Source organism: Nonomuraea aurantiaca (assembly GCF_020215705.1).
GTDB classification, from domain to species: domain Bacteria; phylum Actinomycetota; class Actinomycetes; order Streptosporangiales; family Streptosporangiaceae; genus Nonomuraea; species Nonomuraea aurantiaca.
Genome location: NZ_JAIWNB010000018.1, coordinates 29641 through 45108, shown reverse-complemented (window position 1 = coordinate 45108; position 15468 = coordinate 29641). Strand labels below are relative to the sequence as shown.

Annotated in this window: 13 protein-coding genes and 3 pseudogenes; 12 read left to right on the top strand and 4 right to left on the bottom strand. The window is 66.7% G+C overall.

Annotation, left to right across the window (positions count from 1 at the left end; all coding sequences use genetic code 11):
- Positions 1-135 precede the first annotated feature (135 nt).
- Positions 136-1664 (top strand): annotated as a pseudogene (locus LDL49_RS34775) (ISL3 family transposase).
- Between the two features lie 225 nt (positions 1665-1889).
- On the opposite strand, the gene LDL49_RS34770 reads toward LDL49_RS34775, so the two are convergent.
- Positions 1890-2531 (bottom strand): hypothetical protein, encoded by a 642-nt coding sequence (locus LDL49_RS34770; protein WP_225297549.1) that lies wholly within the window; start codon positions 2529-2531, stop codon positions 1890-1892.
- A gap of 160 nt (positions 2532-2691) precedes the next feature.
- Here LDL49_RS34770 and LDL49_RS34765 point away from each other — a divergent pair, with 160 nt between their 5' ends.
- The 3 genes and pseudogenes from LDL49_RS34765 to LDL49_RS34755 all read left to right on the top strand — a co-directional run.
- Positions 2692-3807, top strand: coding sequence for an IS630 family transposase (locus tag LDL49_RS34765; RefSeq protein ID WP_372470496.1), 1116 nt, complete (start codon positions 2692-2694; stop codon positions 3805-3807).
- Between the two features lie 279 nt (positions 3808-4086).
- A pseudogene (locus LDL49_RS34760) lies at positions 4087-5120 on the top strand (IS5 family transposase).
- Positions 5121-5229: 109 nt separating this feature from the next.
- Positions 5230-5955: pseudogene (locus tag LDL49_RS34755) on the top strand (ISKra4 family transposase); the annotation flags it as partial.
- A 58-nt stretch (positions 5956-6013) separates the two neighbouring features.
- On the opposite strand, the gene LDL49_RS34750 reads toward LDL49_RS34755, so the two are convergent.
- The 3 genes from LDL49_RS34750 to LDL49_RS34740 form a co-directional block, all read right to left on the bottom strand.
- Complete coding sequence (locus tag LDL49_RS34750) at positions 6014-6463, bottom strand: hypothetical protein (protein ID WP_225297545.1); 450 nt, start codon at positions 6461-6463, stop codon at positions 6014-6016.
- Positions 6464-6650: 187 nt separating this feature from the next.
- Positions 6651-6839: a hypothetical protein gene (locus LDL49_RS34745; RefSeq protein WP_225297543.1), complete on the bottom strand. Its 189-nt coding sequence runs from the start codon at positions 6837-6839 to the stop codon at positions 6651-6653.
- A gap of 147 nt (positions 6840-6986) precedes the next feature.
- Entirely contained in the window at positions 6987-8873 is a 1887-nt protein-coding gene (locus tag LDL49_RS34740) for a helix-turn-helix domain-containing protein (protein WP_225297541.1), read from the bottom strand.
- A gap of 371 nt (positions 8874-9244) precedes the next feature.
- Between LDL49_RS34740 and LDL49_RS34735 the strand changes: the two genes are divergently transcribed.
- The 8 genes from LDL49_RS34735 (at position 9245) to LDL49_RS34700 (ending at position 15410) form a co-directional block, all read left to right on the top strand.
- Positions 9245-9874 (top strand): FMN-dependent NADH-azoreductase, encoded by a 630-nt coding sequence (locus tag LDL49_RS34735; protein WP_225297539.1) that lies wholly within the window; start codon positions 9245-9247, stop codon positions 9872-9874.
- Between the two features lie 26 nt (positions 9875-9900).
- Positions 9901-10314: a tautomerase family protein gene (locus LDL49_RS34730; RefSeq protein ID WP_225297538.1), complete on the top strand. Its 414-nt coding sequence runs from the start codon at positions 9901-9903 to the stop codon at positions 10312-10314.
- 17 nt (positions 10315-10331) lie between these two features.
- Positions 10332-11828 carry a CoA-acylating methylmalonate-semialdehyde dehydrogenase gene (locus LDL49_RS34725; RefSeq protein ID WP_225297536.1) on the top strand — a complete coding sequence of 499 codons (1497 nt, stop codon included), beginning with the start codon at positions 10332-10334 and terminating at the stop codon, positions 11826-11828.
- Between the two features lie 249 nt (positions 11829-12077).
- Positions 12078-12488, top strand: a complete 411-nt coding sequence (locus LDL49_RS34720) for a P-loop NTPase family protein (protein ID WP_225297902.1) — start codon at positions 12078-12080, stop codon at positions 12486-12488.
- 439 nt (positions 12489-12927) lie between these two features.
- Complete coding sequence (locus LDL49_RS34715) at positions 12928-13227, top strand: hypothetical protein (RefSeq protein ID WP_225297534.1); 300 nt, start codon at positions 12928-12930, stop codon at positions 13225-13227.
- 214 nt (positions 13228-13441) lie between these two features.
- Positions 13442-13816, top strand: coding sequence for a GntR family transcriptional regulator (locus LDL49_RS34710; RefSeq protein WP_189140698.1), 375 nt, complete (start codon positions 13442-13444; stop codon positions 13814-13816).
- Positions 13813-14718, top strand: coding sequence for an ABC transporter ATP-binding protein (locus tag LDL49_RS34705; RefSeq protein ID WP_225297532.1), 906 nt, complete (start codon positions 13813-13815; stop codon positions 14716-14718). The genes LDL49_RS34710 and LDL49_RS34705 overlap by 4 nt, the downstream gene beginning before the upstream one ends.
- Positions 14715-15410: a hypothetical protein gene (locus LDL49_RS34700; RefSeq protein ID WP_225297531.1), complete on the top strand. Its 696-nt coding sequence runs from the start codon at positions 14715-14717 to the stop codon at positions 15408-15410. The genes LDL49_RS34705 and LDL49_RS34700 overlap by 4 nt, the downstream gene beginning before the upstream one ends.
- Positions 15411-15468 lie beyond the last annotated feature (58 nt).

Below are 15468 nucleotides of genomic sequence, written 5' to 3'. Positions count from 1 at the left end.
GGTTCGTTCATAGATGGCGACTCCACGGCGGTGTCGGACATCAAGTGTCTCTCCCTTGATCATCAGATCCGCCGTTAGTTTGGGTCTGTCCCGTAATCGGTGGTGGCGCTGAGTGATCACCTGCCAGCCTGAGACGTGCTGAAGATCAACAATCTGGTGGGCGTGGTGTTCTCAGGGCTGTCTGACCTGGTCATCGAGGATGTGGTGGACGAGAACGACCTTATTCGGGTCGTGGCCCGCACTCGGGATGAGCCTGTGCCGTGCCCGGTGTGCGGGATGCTGACCTCCCGTGTGCACGGCTTCTGCAGCCGGGCGGTCACGGACGTCCCGGTCGACGGGCGGGGAGTGGTGGTGTCGGTGAGAGTACGTCGCCTGGTCTGCCCGGCGCTGGGGTGTCCACGGCAGATGTTCCGTGAACAGGTGCAGGGGCTGCTGGAGCGCTACCAGCGCCGTACCAACAGGCTCACCGGCCGGCTGGGAGCGGTGGTGAGAGGGCTCGCGGGCCGGGCAGGCGCTCGTCTATCACAGGCGCTGGACGTCCCGGTGTCGAGGTCCACGGCACTGCGGCCGCTCATGCGGCTGCCGCCACCGCGGATCCCCCGAGTGCTCGGGGTCGATGACTTCGCTCTCAAGCGCCGCCAGCGATACGCCACCATTCTCACGAAGGCCGATACTGGCGAGCGCATCGACGTTCTCCCAGGTCGTGGCGCCGATGCTCTTGAGGCGTGGCTGCGTGCCCACCCCGGAGTGGAGATCGTCTGCCGGGACGGGTCGGGTGCCTACGGCGAGGCGATACGGAGAGCGTTGCCCGATGCGGTGCAGGTCAGTGACAGGTGGCACCTGTGGAAAAACCTCTGCGACAAGACCCTCGCCGAGGTCCGCTCCCACAGCTCCTGCTGGGCCATGGTCAACCCGGCCCAGCCCGCCGGCGCCCAGGAGCAGACCACCCGCGAACGCTGGCAGCAGATCCACGACCTGCTGGACAAGGGCGTTGGACTGCTGGAATGCGCCCGCCGTCTCAATCTGTCCCTGAACACCGTCAAGCGCTACGCCCGCACCCGTCAGTCCGAGGCTCTGCGCCGCGCTCCACGCTACCGGCCCACCCTAGTCGACCCTTACCGCGATCACCTGCGGGAGCGGCGCGCCGCCGAGCCGGCCGTCCCGGTTCTCCAGCTGTTCCGCGAGATCAAGGAACTCGGTTACACGGGCAGCCTCAACCTGCTCTACCGCTACATCACCCAGGGCCGAGCCGAGGGCGATCGGCCCGTCATCACACCACGCCGTCTCGCTCGGCTCCTGCTCACCCGCCCCGACAGGCTAGGTGCGCCGACACCACGTTGCTGCAGGAACTCGTGGTCACGTGCCCCGAAATGACCGAACTCGCTCGCCTGGTCCGTGCTTTCGCTGAACTCCTCACCCCGGCCGCAGGCAACGACGCCATGCTCACCGCCTGGCTCACCGATGGCCGGGCCGCTAACCTGCCCCACCTGTACGGCTTCGCCAACGGCCTCGATCTCGACCGCGAGGCTGTGAACGTCGGCATCACCTTGCCGCATCACAACGGCCGAACCGAAGGCGTCAACACGCGAACGAAGAGAATCATGCGGCAGATGCACGGCCGTGCCGGGTTCGACCTCCTGCGCCACCGCATCCTGCTGCAATGAAGATACCTGGATAGATTGACGCGCCCTCGCCTGTCCCATCAGGAGAACTGAACGCCCCCGAGGGCCTTCTTGCGTGCGCGGCCGAGACGACTCGAACCCCTGACCTTGTGTTGCGGCCCAATCGAATTCCGGAGCCACGAGAAGCGGGCGAATGCGTCGTAATTGAGTGCGATGCCCTCAGCAAGGAGGCCCTCAGCGTCGATCGCCCAACCACGGTTGCCGACCCTAGGCATGGTCCCAGGCTGTGGTGAAGAGCTGGAAGGCGTAGTCATACATCAGACCGGGGCGGGGCGCAACAATGCAGGGCGAGTCTCGGCCGTGGGTCGCCCGACGGTAGAGCGTGAGGAAGGCGACGCGATCGGTGAGCACTATTCGGTGGAGGTTGGGGAGGTTGTAGCGGCGCAGCTCGATGTTGTCCCTGTCAGCGGCGGACTCCCTGATGTATTCGGCGTTGATGTCGACCTGCTCGGCCAGCATTCCGCGGGAGAAACCAGGGTCGATACGCCGGATCTCGTCCTCGCGCCACTCCAGCCATGACGCGGAGGGATGGTTGGTATCGGGAAGCAGTACGTGAACGAACTCCAGGCGACGTCCTTCGTCCTCCCACAGGGCCACGAACCCATCGCGGGTGAGTTCATTCCCTCGGCCTGCGAGCACCCGTACCCAGCGGGCTTTGTCGAGTTCTGCTGTGAGATCTTCGGCGGCGACGCGCTGTCGCGGATGCACCCGAGAGATTCCCAAGCCGGTGAATCTGGACAGAAGCAGGGTCGGCCAGAAGCGCACGCGAGGCGACAGCGCCATACCGCCCACAACGGCGAGCGCGGTGGCGACGAGCGAACTCACCACCCCGATTACGAACTCTCCCATTGGGACTTCCCGTCAGGTGTGAGATGGGAGGTAGGGGATTAGGGCTCGCAGTACCTCTGCGGCGTTCCGGGCGGCCGTTTTCTGCAGGATGTCATTCTTTTCTTTGTTCGAATAGTCGGAGATTCCGCGGATCACTACCCATCCGCGCATCTGAGCCAGATTGCCACGCTGGCGTCCGGGACCGAAGGTGGAGCCGCTGCATCTGACGGATGGCGAGCGCGGCGAGCTTGAGCGGTGGGTGCGGCGGCGCAAGGGCGCCCAGGACATGGCGTTGCGGGCCAGATTGGTTCTGGCGTGTGATGCGATCGGCGAGGACGGCCTGCCTGTGTCCACCAAGGTGGTGGCGGAGGAGGTCGGGGTATCGCGGGAGACGGTCTCGAAGTGGCGTCGGCGTTTCCTGGCGGAGCGGCTGGCGGGGTTGACCGACGAGCCGCGGCCGGGGCGGCCGCGGACGGTGAGTGACGAGCAGGTGGCGGAGCTGGTCGCGCGCACCTTGGAGACCAAGCCCGTCAACGCCACGCACTGGTCGACGCGGTCCATGGCCAAGCAGGTGGGCCTGTCGCAGTCGACGGTGTCGCGCGTCTGGCGGGCTTTTGGCCTGCAGCCGCATCGGGCGGAGACGTTCAAGCTGTCAGCCGATCCGTTCTTCGTGGAGAAGGTGCATGACGTGGTCGGCTTGTATCTGGATCCGCCGGAGCGGGCGCTGGTCTTATGTGTGGATGAGAAGTCGCAGATCCAGGCGCTGGATCGATCTCAGCCGGTACTGCCGATGATGCCCGGCGTGCCCGAGCGGGCCACCCATGACTATGTCCGGGCCGGCACCACCACGTTGTTCGCGGCTCTGGACGTGATCTCGGGCAAGGTGATCGGCTCCTTGCATCGCAGGCATCGTGCAGTGGAGTTCAAGAAGTTCCTGATCAAGGTGGACAAGGAGGTCCCGGCCGAGCTCGATGTCCACCTGATCTGCGACAACTACGCCACGCACAAGACGCCCGCGATTAAACGCTGGTTGCTGGCGCACCCCCGATTCCACCTGCACTTCACCCCGACCGGCTCGTCCTGGCTGAACCTGGTGGAACGCTGGTTCGCCGAACTGACGACCAAGCAGCTACGACGCGGCGTGCACAAGACCGTGCAGGCGCTGGAGAAGGACATCCGCACCTGGATCGCGTCCTGGAACGAGGACCCCAAGCCCTTCGTCTGGACCAAGACCGCCGAAGAGATCCTCGACGCCCTAGCCTCATATTGCCGGCGAATTACTGACTCAGAACACTAGATCGCCTTTGACTCGCGGTCGAGCCGTTCACTGTCGCCTTTGAGATGACGGCCGCGTACGCCACCAAGCCCGGCAAAACGCCCGCTGAGGCGACGCAAACCGCGGATAACCCCGCCGACACAGACCGAGCTCGACGCATTACTCGTCGAGAAGAGACAGGAGCTACACGACGCGAGACAGCAGCGACCTTGGCAGCACCTCACATCGCTAGGGCCTGTACGGAGTTGAGATCAGAGGGATTCGCTGCGCTATGGCCTGCGATCCTGGTACGCCTTCGCCATGGCGCGTGGAGACCTTACTGATGAGGAATGGTCCTTGATCGAGCCTCACCTGCCGCTGGGTGAGCGAGGCCCGATCCCGGACCTGCGGCGCCAGTTCAACGCGATGATGTGGCGCTTTCGGACCGGTAGTCCGTGGCGGGATCTGCCCGTCGAGTACGGGCCCTGATCCACCGTCTACGACCGGTTCCGGTCGTGGGCGACGAGCGGCGTGTTCGAGCAGCTGATGCAGGCGATGATCGCCGAGGCCGCTGCCCGTGGGCGGGCTGACCTCGACCTGGTCAGCGTCGACTCCACGACGGCCCGCGCCCACCACCACGCCGCCGGGATGGTCCTGGACGGCGAGTTGGCCGAGGCGCTGGAAGAGGCCGCCGAACAGGAAAGGGGGCTACGCCAAAGGGGCAAAACCCCCACGACGGCGACTCCGGTCAAGACGGCGACTCCGGTCAAGACGGGGACTGCGGTCAAGACGGGGACTGCGGCCAAGACGGGGACGGACGACGGCGGTTACGACGACGGCGCAGATTCCGGCTGACGGCGGCCAAGCTGGGCCGCTCACGGGGTGGACTGACCAGCAAGGTGCATCTGTCCGCCGACCGGCGATGCCGTCCGCTGTCCTTCGTCCTGACCCCCGGCCAGGCCGGAGACAGCCCGCAGTTTCGCGCCGTGCTGGAGCGCATCAAGATCCGCCTGCCCATCGGCCGCCCGCGCACCCGCCCGGGCGCGGTGGCCGCCGACAAGGCCTACTCCTGCCGCGCCAACCGCACCTATCTGCGCCGGCGCCGGATCAAGGCGGTCATCCCGGAGAAGAGCGACCAGGCGGCCAACCGCAAGAAGCGCGGCTCCCGTGGCGGCCGCCCCGTCAGCCATGATCCAGATCTCTACAAGCAGCGCAACACGGCCGAACGGGCGATCAACCGGATCAAAGAGTGGCGCGGGCTGGCCTTCCGCTTCGACAAAACCCCCGACAGCTATCTGGCCGGTCTTCATCTCCGCGGAGCCATCCTGTGGATCCGCAGCCTCCAACCCATCTAAAGATCAGAACTCCGTACAGGCTCTAGGAGTGCTGTTCGGCCTGCTGTTCGCCGCTGGCGGCCTCGTCTACACGGCTAAGTCGTGGGACACCGGCCTGGCCACCCTTGTCGGGACGGTGACGGTCACCCGGTGCGCGTGGCGCGCCCCGGGCGTCCGCAACGTGTATCCGGCGGATGCGGCGTTGTCGCTGCCGGCGGTGCGGCACTCGGCCGGGCTGGCGAAGCTCGCGGTCATCGAGACGGCGCGCGGCTCGTTCGACGCCGCCCACGCGGCGCTGGCGGCGCGCTGCGGCAACGTGATCGGCAAACGGCAGATCGAGCAGGTGGTGGCCCGGGCAGCGGTCGATGTCGATGCCTTCTACGCCGCGCGGTTCCCGGTGCCGTGCACGGCACCGACGGTGCTGGCGCTCAGCGTGGACGGCAAAGGCATCGCAATGCGCCCGGAGGCACTGCGGCCCGCAACCGCGAAGGCCGCCGCCCGCGCCCGGGCCACTTTCCGGACGCGGCTTGCGACCGGGGAGAAACCGGCGCGCAAGCGGATGGCGACATTGGGGGTGGTCTACGACGCCGAAGCGGCACCGCGGCGGCCGCACGATGTGATCGCCGTCCCGGGCGGGCGAGCCGGACGGCGCCGGCCGCGGCCCCGGCCACGCGCGATGCGCAAGTGGTTGTGCGGCTCGGTCATCACCGGCCCCGGCGCTGTGATCGCCAAGGCGTTCGACCACGCCGAGGCCCGCGACCCCGCCCATGTCCGTCCCTGGGTCATCCTCGTCGACGGGGCCCGGCACCAACTCGACCTGATCATCACCGAAGCGGCCCGGCGCGGCGGCCAGCCGGGCTGGTCGGAACCCTTCGGATAGGTCACGTTCAGGCGGTGGACGCGCGTCGGGCGGGTCACCTGTCACTCTCCTCGTTCTCGTTCGTGGCGCCCGCGTCCACTGCGGGCAACGTCAGCACGCGGCTGAACAGCACAGCCAGGACGCCCTGGGCGTGCGCTTCGGCCAGGACCTGCTCGGCATCGGCCGCCGGCGTGAAAGTCGGCGCGAGCGCCGCCACGTTCACCTGCACGCCAGGCACGTTGATGAGCTCGCCCGTGCGCGGATGCACCAGCTTCAGCTCCCGCCGAGCCGCGCCGGACGCCTCAGCCGCCTTGCGCAGCATCGCGAAGAACGCCGGCCGCACCCGCTGCTTGGTCTCCACTTCGGTCGCGAACCCCTCGGCGAGCGCCCACGCGGCGAACCGATCCGGGTCGCTGATCGCGACCGACAGCCGACGCGAAGGCACGGACACGTCGCCGAACTTGCGGCCGCCCACGTACGCGCCCATGCGGTCGCCTTCGCCCATGACCGGCCGCCCGTCCGGCCGTGTGGCGATGAGCGCCCGCTTGGTGAGCTGATCCCGGCGGGTGATCGGGCCGGCCTGCTGTTGAGCCAGCGCATGAACCCGAACTCGTCAACCGCCTGCGCCGCATCCAACGGGGCAGGCGGTTCGCTCACGCTGTCGCTCGTGCCGTCCACGTTGGCGGCCTTGGTCATGCGTCGCTCCCGGTCACTTGAACGACCGTGATCGGATACCGGTCCTCGGCCAGCACGACCAGGCGCCCAGCCTTCTCGTCCCAGCCGATCTGCCGGTCGACGCCCATGCGGTCCTGACGGCCCGGATGCCACGGACGGGTGACCGTCGCGCACGTCAGCCGCCCGGACCTCGGCCCAACGGCCACGCGATGGCGCTTCTGCTTCTACCACCGAGGTCCGTACAGCGAAGGTATCCAGCGCACTGGCACGATGCGGATCAATCGAGACGCGCATGGTCGGTGGCTTGGCTTGGCTTGGCTTGCGGCCCGCCGACGCTGAGATGATTTCTCGTCTCAGGGGGCTCCAGGTTCTGACCCTGCCCGAACGGCGTCGAGCGTGCTGTGCAGGTGCAGCGCCACCTGCACCTCGAGCAGTCGACGCGCGCTCTGCCAATCATCGCCGAGAAGTCGGGTAAGACGATCGAGTCGCTGTCTCATCGTGTTGAGATGGATCTGTAGTGCTCGGCTGGCCCCGGAGACGTTGCGGTCGTGTTCCAGATATACGTGCAAGGTGTGCAGTAGCCGCGATCCACGTCGCGCGTCGTAGTCCAGCACCGCACCGATCGTCGTCCGTACGAACGCTTGCGGATCTGGGCGCTCGGCGAGCATCAGGCCGGCAAAGCCGAGCCGAGCCGCGGTACTCCCAACCCCGACCGCGCCCATTCGAATCATCACGGCCAAGGATCTCTGGGCCTCCTGGAACGCGCGTCGAAGCTGTACCACACCGTGGCCGGGCCCCGCAGAAGCGGCGGTCACCTTCTGCCCGGCGAAGCGCGCGACCTCCGTCGCGACCATTTGGGCAGCGCTGGACGCGTCCGTGCCGGCGATGAGCAAGACCGTATGGCCCTGGTGCTTGCCCACGAGGCTCTCGCCGCGCGACGACGCCCAGGTCGAAGCGGCAATGGTCAAGTCAGCCGAGCGTTCCCCGACCGCGACCGCTACCACATACGGCCGTTCGAGATCCACTCCAAGCGCAATAGCCCGCCGTACCAGTGCCTCTGTGTTGTCGCCGTTTGTAGACAGCAGATCGTCAACAAGATCGCGACGCAGCCGCTTCTCCGTCTCCGCAACAACCGTCCGCATTGTCAGCAGTAGGGCCATGACAAGAGCTGCATGCTCAAGTACGCGCAGGCCCAGCTCGTCGAGATCGCCGTCGCTCTCAGCGACGATCGCCCCGAAGTCCTCCTGCGAGGTACGAACGGAGACCAGGCAGTAACCGTCCACTCGCACGGCTTGCCCTTCGCGCCGGGCGCGCCTCATCCCTTCGTGGATCTTGCTCTCAACCTCTTGGCTCCACCCGCCGGCAACGACCATGGTCGTCCCGCGGCGGTCGACGATGGCCAGTGGTGTACCCCCTAACGCACGGGACAGCGTCTCAGCGAGCACCGCAAGGTCGGATCCGTGAGCCAGCAGCTGCGTCAGACGGAGATGCACCTCGGCTGCGGTGCTGATCAGGTCACTGCGCTGGCGGATGGTCTCGTTCGCATCATTCAGCGCGGCCAGGGCCGTGTGCATGCTTTGGAACAATCGTGCGTTGTCACATGCCACGGCGGCGTGAGCCCCGAGCGACGAGGCAACGGCAATCTCGTCGGCACTAAAGGTCCGCTCGGTACGGTGCGCGGCATACAACACACCAATGACTCGGGTTCCCAGCAGTAGTGGTACGCCAAGGATGGCGACAAGTCCTTCGTCCGCGACCGCTGCGTCGACCGCAGCGACATGGGCGATCCGGGTCTCGTCGAAGTAGTTTCGAGTACTCGCCGGCATACCCGTCTGGAGCACCAAACCGCCCAGACTGTCGCCGATCTGCATACGGAGCTGCTGGAAGGTCGGCGAGACAACGCCACATGTAACCCTAAGGTGAGTGTCGTCAGAGCCTTCATCGATCAGGCTCATGTACGCCACATCGGCATGGAGCAACAGGCGGGTACGACGAACGATGGCCTCGAGAACTCCGTCAAGATCCCGGATGGCCGCCAGGTCGATCGCGGACTGGAACAAAGCCGTGAGTTCGACCTCGCGTCGGCGTCGACGCTCCAGAAGGCCCAGCACATCTCGTGACAAGTCCTTCATCTCGCGCACAGCGTCGGCGTCCTCGGTACTGAGATCACGGCTGGCAACGCAGGCGCCGAGCTCCATGAGCTCCTCAGCGCTGCCATCCCGTGCCAGCAACCGCAGCATGTCGAGAGCCACTCGAACCGGACTCGGTATCTGATTCTGGATTTCTGACGCCACGTCCCTCACCCCACCCAAAGTACACAACCCGCAGGTCATGGGTATGTACAAATTGTACGTAAAGGCGGCGCGAGGGCTCCGTGAACCGCCGTACAGCAGGGCGAAAGCCCGTGCTCTCAGCCGGTGGCAGTACGGCCGGCCCGGCGCATCGTGGCGGGCATCGGCGCCGCCACTCGCGCCGCTTGTGCACACTCCGCACATCTTTTCCGCGAAAATGTGTGGCCGAGTTGTACATATCCCCTGGCCGGACCCCTTCCTAGGTTGCCATACATCATCACCGGCGATGAATAGCCGGGCCCTACAAGAAGGATGTATCCGTGAGCCGCCTGCTGCACATTTCTGCCTCCCCAAGGGGCGCACACTCGGAGTCGCTCGCCTTGGCAGCGACATTCCTCGACGCGTACCGTGCCGCCCATCCCGATGACGTGGTGGACACCTTCGACCTCTGGGACGGCACTCTCCCGGAGTTCGGACCAGTTGCCGCCGACGCGAAAATGGCGGCCTTGGCGGGTCTCGAACTGTCGGCGGAGCAGGCCGCGGTGTGGAACGGCGCACTCGCCGTCGTCGAACGCTTCAAGAGCTACGACAACTACCTGTTCAGCGTGCCGATGTGGAACCACGGCGTGCCGTACGTCCTCAAGCACTTCATCGATGTCGTCTCGCAGAACGGCATGCTCTTTGCCATCGACCCCAGCGTTGGCTATACCGGACTGCTCTCCGGTCGACGAGCCGCCGTCATCTACACCAGCGCCGTGTACGACCACGGCGTCGAGCCGGAGTTCGGCCGGGACTTCCAGGAGTCGTTCTTTGACTATTGGTTGCGGTACTCCGCAGGAATTACGGACATCGTCACGGTCCCGCTTCGCCAGAACCTGTTCTCCGACACAGCCGACAACGACCGCGCTGCGGCCCACGCTCTCGCCCGTGATGCCGGCAAGAGCTTCTGATCCGACCCGCCGCTACGGAGGCACCTATGCCACTCATTCGTATCGACATCTTCAGGGGACGCGACGAACGAAGCGTTCAGGCGATCGCCGACGCAGTTCATAAGGGTGTCGTCGAGGTACTCAAAATTCCGGAACGGGACCGTTTCCAGGTCGTCACGCAGCATGACCCCGGGGAGATCATCGCTCTGGACGCCGGTCTCGGTTTCGAGCGGAGCGTCACTGGCGTGGTGATCGTGCAGATCTTTACTCAGGTCGGCCGGTCGACCGACACGAAACAGCAGGTATACCGCGCATTGGCGCGCCGCCTGGGAGCCGTCGGCGTCTCAGGCAACGACCTCTTCATCAGCTATATCGAAAACTCGGCTGCGGACTGGTCGTTCGCGGAGGGGCGCGCTCAGTACGTCGAGGGTCTGCTCCCTGTGCCCGGCCGTCACGACTAGCGATTCGAGGAGAAGCGATGCAGACCATCCAGCATTGGATTGCGGGGGGCCGCACATCGGGCGGCTCCACCCGTACCAGTCCGGTATGGGACCCAGCAACGGGCCAACAACGGGGTCAGGTTCTTCTGGCCGAGACTGCCGACGTCGACCATGCCGTCGCCGTGGCAGCCGACGCGTTCGAAAGCTGGAGCCAATCGTCGCTGACGCGACGGAGCGCGGTGCTGTTCGAGTTCCGGGAGCTCCTGCGCCGGCGAGCCAACGATCTCGCCGGGCTGATCGCCGACGAGCACGGCAAGGTCTTCGCCGATGCCCTCGGTGAGGTACAGCGCGGACTGGAGGTTGTCGAATTCGCATGCGGCATCCCCCAGCTACTCAAAGGGGAGTACTCCGACCAGGTCTCGACCGGCGTCGACTCATACACATTCCGCCAGCCGGTCGGTGTGGTCGTCGGCATCGCACCATTCAACTTCCCCATGATGGTGCCTGCCTGGATGCATCCGATGGCGATCGCCTGCGGCAACAGTTTCGTGCTGAAGCCAAGCGAACGCGTACCGTCTGCATCGATGCTCATCGCTGAACTGTGGACCCAGGCCGGCCTGCCCGATGGCGTTTTCAACGTGGTCCACGGCGACAAGGTCGCCGTCGACCGCCTGCTGGAAGCCCCGGCTGTCGCAGCCGTCTCGTTCGTCGGCTCGACCGCCGTCGCGCGATACGTACACGAGCGGGCGACTGCAGTGGGCAAGCGGGTGCAGGCACTGGGTGGCGCAAAGAACCACGCTGTCGTACTGCCGGACGCCGACCTGAAATTCGCCGCGGCGCATCTCACCGCCGCTGCTTTTGGCTCAGCCGGCCAGCGGTGCATGGCGATCTCGGTAGCTGTCGCTGTGGAGCCGGTCGGCGACCGCCTGATCGAACTACTACGCAACCGCGCTGCGGCGATCCGAGTCGGTCCCGGCCGGCAGCATGACAGCGAGATGGGACCGCTGGTGACGAACGATGCCCGCCAGCGCGTCACCCGCTACGTCGACTCCGGCGAACGCCAGGGAGCTGTAGTCGCGGTCGACGGACGTCATTTGGTGGTCGACGGGCACGCCGAGGGCTACTTCGTCGGCCCGACGGTGCTCGACCATGTGCAGGTAGACATGGACGTCTACCAGGACGAGATCTTCGGACCAGTTCTCGCGGTTGTCCGCGTGGCGACTCCAGAGGCCGCTATCGCGCTTATCAACGCCAATCAATACGGCAACGGTACCGCCGTGTTCACCAACAGCGGCGAGTCCGCGCGCGCCTTCCAGCGGGCGGTCAACGTCGGCATGGTCGGCATCAACGTGCCGATTCCAATACCCATGGCCTACCACTCGTTCGGCGGCTGGAAGGATTCGGCGTTCGGGGAATCCCGCATGCACGGACCCGATGGGATCCGGTTCTATACCCGTGGCAAGGTCGTAACGCAGCGGTGGCCCCAGGTCGAACAGCACGAGGTGGGGAGCTACCACTTCCCGACCGGTTCCTGACCGCCCCTGCCTCGCCGCCGATGGCAGCCAGGCGAAGAGCTGCCCGGCACCGGCAAGGCCGCCATGGTCGAAGCCGCCTTCGACGACCTGCTCACCATCCCCGGTACCGGCGACACGGTCCTGTAGGACTTCGTCGGCAACTACGTGCCCCTGCCCGCCTGCGGCTACGAGAAACGCCTACGGGCCGCTCGTGGACGCGATGCGAAGGCAGCTGCTGCTGGTCGACGACGCCACCCTCATCCCACCCGCGTGCTGTCCGTGCTCTACCCGGCGATGGACGGACGCCGTGTCATCCACCTGACCGCCTACCGCAACGAACGCGTCGAAGCCGCCGACGGCTTCTACGTCATCGCCGGACACAACCCCGGCGTGCACGGTGCCGTCCTGACCGAAGCACTCGCCTCCCGATTCGGGGTTCACATCGAGGTCACCACCGACTGGGCTCTGGCCCGCCGGCTCGGGGTCGCCGCCCCCGCAGTGGCCGCCGCCGAGGATCTCAACACCGAACTCGCCGCCGGCAACCTCACCTGGGCGCCGCAGCTACGCGCTGTCTGCGCAAGCACGACGAGAGTGTCACGTGATCGGTCTCCGGTACGATCATCGGGTACGCGTGGCACCAGCAGTGTGTCCACTCGCTACCACACCAGAGGATCAGCCTGACCCATCAACAGCAGTATCCGCATTCGTCGGGCGCCTGGGCGACCGGTGGGGTCGGCGACGGCTGTTCGTCGTGGGCGCCGCTGGTTTCACCGCCGCCTCCGCATTGTGCGCCCTGGCTCCTACAAGCCGTCACCATGGTGCAGATCATCTGCAAGGCACGTCAGGCGCTCGACATGCCCGAGGGTGTTTGAACACCGGCAGAGACCGCAGCCAACCAGCGTGCCCGGATCCCCGCTCTGGCCGGATGCCCGGCCGCGGCCGCCTCGAGCATCGACAGCAACCTCTACAGCGGCGCGACCGCCACAATGACGCCAGACACGCCCCGGTGGAGGCTGCCGCAGCGTGCTCACCACGATGACGGCGGGGCAGTTGGCCGCAACAGGGCTATTTTCGGAGGGGCTGACCACGCCGGCGTTCATCGGCCTCTACGGTGAGCGTCATGGACGCAACACCGTCGGCCAAGGTGGAAGTCACTGTTAGGGACTGGGCAGAAGGCGCACGGACAGTGCGCGAGGCGTTCGCGGCGCTCGGGCTCACGTTGCCGGCCTGCCTGCCCGGTGAGCCGGAGGACTGCGGGCACGGGGACGCTCGTGACCACTACGCCAGCTACCTCGGGGCGCTGCAGGGCCATGTCGAATCGCTCATCGAGGCGAGCTTCGCCGGAGACAGCGATGCGCTGGACGAGGTCTACCGAGCCCGCGCGCGTCACCGGGCGATCATGGACGACGTGCTCGGCTGAACATGGACGTGCCGGTAAGAAACGTGTCATGAGCCCCAAACGGCGTTGATCTTGCAGTGACTTGCCTGGTCAATGTGCCTTTCCCGAGCGGGAAACGGGTCCCGGCGCCGCCATCGGCTGAGGTCGCGGGACGCCCGGGCGGCTTGACAGCCGCGGCGCGAGGTTGCATGGTTAGTTACAAGTGTAGCTAACCAGTTGGGCGGCTAAGCCAGCGATGGACGACGACCGACCGATCTTCCTTCAGATCGCGGAGCTGATCGAGAACTCGATCATCGACGGGTCGCTGGTGGAGGAGGCCCAGGTCCCGTCCACCAACGAGCTTGCCGCCTTTCACCGGATCAACCCGGCCACCGCGGCCAAGGGCGTCAACCAGCTCGTGTCGGAGGGAACGCTCTACAAGCGACGCGGCATCGGCATGTTCGTCGCCGGTGGCGCCCGGGCCAGGCTGCGCGAGCGGCGACGGGAACGGTTCACCGAACAGTACGTGGAACCCCTGCTCGCCGAGGCGCGCAAGCTCGGCATCGGCCACGACGAGCTGATGAAGATGATCGATTCATTCGGTGCGGTTGTCGGGAGGGACCTGGGATGACAGCGGTGGTAACCGCACACGGGGTGACCAAGCGCTTTGGTGACGTCACGGCGCTCGACGACGTGAGCTTCGCGCTGGCCGAGCACACGATCTACGGCCTGCTCGGGCGCAACGGGGCGGGCAAGACCACGCTGATGCAGATCCTCACCGGGCAGGCGTTCGCGTCGTCGGGGAACGTGTCGGTCTTCGACGCGCCACCGGTGGAGAACCCGGCCGTCCTGTCGAAGGTCTGTTTCGTCCGGGAGAGCCAGCGCTACCCCCACGTCTACACCGTGCGCCACGTCTTTCACACCGCACGCCGGCTGTTTGCGAACTGGGACGACACCTTCGCGCACGGCCTCGCCGCGGACTTCCAGTTACCGGCCGGGCGGCTGGTCCGCAGGCTCTCGCGGGGCATGCTGTCGGCCCTCGGCGTGACCGTCGGGCTGGCCGCGCGGGCGCCCCTGACGTTCTTCGACGAGCCATACCTCGGGCTCGACCCGGCCGCCCGGCAGCTTTTCTACGACCGCCTGCTCGCCGACTACGCCGCGCATCCCCGCACCGTGGTGCTGTCCACCCACCTCATCGACGAGGTGAGCGATCTGGTCGAGCGGGTGCTGCTCATCGACCGTGGCCGGCTGCTGCTCGATGAGGACGCCGACGACCTGCGCGGGCGGGCGGTGGCGGCCACCGGACGGGCGGAGGCCGTGGACGGGTTCGCCGCCGGACGCACCGAGTTGCACCGCGAGCGGTTGAGCGGCCTGGTCCGGTCGACCATCCTCGATGGGCTCGGACCGCACGCGAAGGCGCTCGCGCAGGCGCTGAACGTCGAGCTGGAGCCGCTGTCGCTGCAGCAACTCGTGGTCCGCCTGACCGTACCGCCGACGACAACGGCGCCGGCGGACCGGGAGGCCGCCCGATGAACCGCATCCGTCAGGTGGCCCGTCTCCAGATGCCGGCCTGGCCGCAGATCCTGGGCTGGACGTGGAGCATGATGGCCGTCGCGTTCGGCATCAACCTGTTGAGCGTCATGGCGAACTACGACCAGGGCGACGGCGTGACGACCACCGGCGGCCTGGTCAGCCTGTGCGGCATCGCGATCGCGATGGCCACCGTCTCGGTCACCCAGATCTTCCCCTACGCGCTGGGCATGAGCGTGACCCGCCGGGAGTTCTACCTGGCCTGGTCGCTGCTCGCGGTCGTCCAGTCGGTGCTCTACGCGCTGGTGCTCTGCCTGCTGCGCGCCGTGGAACAGGCCACCGGCTACTGGGGGATGCGGATGCGCTTCTTCGACCTGCCGTTCATGGATGACGCCAACCCGGTGCTGCTCCTGCTCGGGTACGCGGTACCCATGCTGGTCATGACCCACCTCGGGATCCTGCTCGGCACGTTGCACCTGCGCTGGGGCACCACCGGCGTCCTGGCCAGCCTCACCCTGGCGTTCACAGCGCTCGGGCTGGCCGCCGCGCTGATCACGTGGACCCGGCAATGGCACGCGATCGGCCGCTGGTTGCTCGACCAGTCCCCCACCGCGCTGCTCGCCGGCTGGCCGGTCCTGGTGGCCGCCGCGTTCGCGGCTGGCGGGTACACGCTCATCCGCCGTGCCACGGCGTAGGCGCGGCCAGCACTCGGCCGCTCCGGACACCGGACAACGCGAACGCCAACATCCGCCG

Excerpts from the sequence above, each read along its gene's own strand:
- LDL49_RS34770 (WP_225297549.1), bottom strand. The coding sequence starts at position 2,531 with ATGGGAGAGTTCGTAATCGGGGTGGTGAGTTCGCTCGTCGCCACCGCG.
- LDL49_RS34705 (WP_225297532.1), top strand. The coding sequence starts at position 13,813 with ATGACAGCGGTGGTAACCGCACACGGGGTGACCAAGCGCTTTGGTGAC.
- LDL49_RS34710 (WP_189140698.1), top strand. The coding sequence starts at position 13,442 with ATGGACGACGACCGACCGATCTTCCTTCAGATCGCGGAGCTGATCGAG.
- LDL49_RS34750 (WP_225297545.1), bottom strand. The coding sequence starts at position 6,463 with ATGGGCGAAGGCGACCGCATGGGCGCGTACGTGGGCGGCCGCAAGTTC.
- LDL49_RS34715 (WP_225297534.1), top strand. The coding sequence starts at position 12,928 with ATGGACGCAACACCGTCGGCCAAGGTGGAAGTCACTGTTAGGGACTGG.
- LDL49_RS34740 (WP_225297541.1), bottom strand. The coding sequence starts at position 8,873 with ATGCTGCGGTTGCTGGCACGGGATGGCAGCGCTGAGGAGCTCATGGAG.
- LDL49_RS34700 (WP_225297531.1), top strand. The coding sequence starts at position 14,715 with ATGAACCGCATCCGTCAGGTGGCCCGTCTCCAGATGCCGGCCTGGCCG.
- LDL49_RS34725 (WP_225297536.1), top strand. The coding sequence starts at position 10,332 with ATGCAGACCATCCAGCATTGGATTGCGGGGGGCCGCACATCGGGCGGC.
- LDL49_RS34730 (WP_225297538.1), top strand. The coding sequence starts at position 9,901 with ATGCCACTCATTCGTATCGACATCTTCAGGGGACGCGACGAACGAAGC.